At 73.7% G+C, this 2,620-nt stretch carries 1 protein-coding gene; it reads left to right on the top strand.

Features of this window, described 5'->3' with window-relative positions:
- Window positions 1-2,620: condensation domain-containing protein (locus ABZ459_RS52660; RefSeq protein WP_357989081.1), on the top strand; the 2,620-nt coding region annotated here is incomplete at both ends.

Here is a 2,620-nt window from a genome sequence, read left to right as displayed (position 1 = left end):
AATTCCGCGGCCGAGTCGACGACCAGGTCAAGGTCCGCGGCTACCGCGTCGAACTCGGCGAAGTCGTCACCGCCCTGCGCGCCCTCCCCCAGATCACCGAAGCCGTCGTCCTCCCCATCGGCGAAGGCAAGGCCAGACAGCTCGCCGCCTGGGTCACCCCCGCCACGGCGAACGTGCCGGCGGTCCGCTCGGCGCTGCGCGAACGCCTGCCCGACTACATGGTCCCCACCCACATCGTCACCCTCGACCACCTCCCCCTCAACCCCAACGGCAAGATCGACCGCGCCGCCCTCCCCGAACCGCAGCAGGAGGCGGTGGCCTTCGTGCCGCCGAGCACGGCCGGCGAGAAGCTGGTGGCCCAGGCGTGGGCCGAAGTGCTCGACGTGGACCAGGTGGGGGCGAACGACGACTTCTTCGCCCTGGGCGGGCACTCCTTCGCCGCCACCCGGGTGGCGGGCCGCCTGCGCGAACAGCTCGGCGTCGCCGTACCGGTGCGGCTGCTCTTCGAGCACTCCGTGCTCGCCGACCTGGCCGCCGCGCTTCCACGCCCGGCCTCGGCGGCGGTGGCGCGCCGCGAGCGCGTGGAGGGCCCGGCGCCGCTGTCCGGCGCCCAGGCCAGGCTCTGGTTCCTGGCCCAGCTGGAGCCGGACGGCACGGCCTACAACGTCCCGATGACCCTGCGGCTGCGCGGGCCGCTTCAGGCGGACGCGCTGCTGGGCGCGGTCAGGGACCTGGCCGCGCGGCACGAGGTGCTGCGCAGCGTGATCGTCGCCACCGGCGCCGAACCGGTCCTGGAGGTACGGCCGGCCGCGGAGGTGCCGGTGACCACCGTGACCATCGACCGTTCCCAGGTCGACCGGGCGGTGGCCGAGCAGCTGGCCACGCCGTTCGCGCTGGACCGGGAGCCGCCGATGCGGGCGGTCCTGTTCGTGGTCGACGACGCGGAGCACGTGCTCTCCCTCACCTTCCACCACATCGCCACGGACGCCTGGACGCGCGGCCTCCTGCAGTCGGAGCTGTCGGCGCTGTACGCCGCCCGGCTGGGTCTGCGCCCGCCGCCGGGCCCGCCGCCCGCCCAGTACGCGGAGGTGGCGCCCGTCCCGGCCCTGGCCGACCTGGACTGGTGGGCGGAACGGCTGCAGGGGCTGCCGCCCGTGCTCGACCTGCCGACCGATCGTCCCCGGCCCGCGGTGGCCGACCCGGCGGGGGCCTCGCTGGAGGTCGAGCTGCCGGCGGAGCTGGCGGCCAAGGTGCGGTCGGCGCCGGGCGTGACGCCGTTCATGGTGCTGCTGGCCGGGTTGCAGGCGCTGCTCGCGCGGCTGTCGGCCGTCCACGACATCGCGGTCGGCGTGCCGGTCAGCGGACGGGACCATCCCGACACCGAGGGCGTGGTGGGCTGCTTCATCAACACCGTCGTGGTCCGCTCAGACCTGGGCGGCGACCCGACCGGCCGGGAGCTGCTGGACCGGGTCAAGGAGGCCGCACTGGGGGCGCTCGCCCACGCCGGAGCGCCGTTCGACCGGGTGGTGGACCGGCTGCGGCCCGAACGCAACCTGGCCGCCACCCCGCTGTTCCAGGTGATGCTCAACTACATCCCCGACCAGGGACGTCCCGAGCTGCCCGGCCTGGAGGCGACCTCCATCGAGCTTCCCGAGCGGACGGCGAAGTTCGACCTGGACCTGTACGTGCTCGACAGCGGTCCCGGATCGCCGCTGCGCGGCGGCTTCGGCTACCGCACGGACCTGTTCGACGAGGCGACCGTCCGCAGGCTGGTGGACTGGTACCTCGCCCTGCTCGGCGGGATGTTGTCCGACCTGGACGCGCCGGTCGGGGCGGTGCCGCTGGAGCCGGTGACCGGGCCCGCCCTGACCGGCCACGCGCCCATGGACGCGCCCGGCGAGGCCGTGCACCACCTGATCGAACGGTGGGTGGACACCACCCCGGACGCACCCGCCGTGGTGGGGGCCGACCGCAGCCTCACCTACGCCCAACTGGAGTCCTCCGCCAACCGCATCGCGCACTGGCTGCTCCAAGCCGGAGTACACGCGGACGAACCGGTCGGCGTGCTCCTGGAGCCCGGCGCCTCCTTGGCGAGCGCGCTGTTCGGCATCCAGAAATCGGGCGGCGGCTATCTGCCGATGGACCCGACCTATCCGGCGGCACGGATCGCGACCATGCTCGACGCCGCCGGAGTCCGGGCCGTGGTCACGGTGTCGGAGTTCACCGACCGCCTCGGCCCGGACGTGCGGGTCCTGGAACTGGACCGACTACCCGACCTCCCGGAAACCAGGCCGGAAAGCGCGGTCCGGCCCGAGCACCTGCACCACGTCATCTTCACCTCCGGCTCCACCGGCACCCCCAAGGCCGTCGCCGCCGAGCACCGCAACGTCCTGAACTACCTCACCGGGATGCTCCCCCGCATCGACGCCCCCGGCGGCTCGTTCGCCGTGGTGTCCACCCCCGCGGCCGACTTCGGCCTCACCTGCGTCTTCGGCGCGCTCACCACCGGCGGAACCGTCCACCTGCTGCCACGCGAGATCGCGATGGACCCCACCGCCTTCGCCGACTACCTGACCCACCACCACGTCGACGTCGTCAAATGCGTCCCCAGCCACCTCGA

It is taken from the genome of Nonomuraea sp. NPDC005692 (assembly GCF_040631115.1).
Taxonomy (GTDB): Bacteria; Actinomycetota; Actinomycetes; order Streptosporangiales; family Streptosporangiaceae; genus Nonomuraea.
This window is presented reverse-complemented; position numbering and strand designations above follow the sequence as displayed.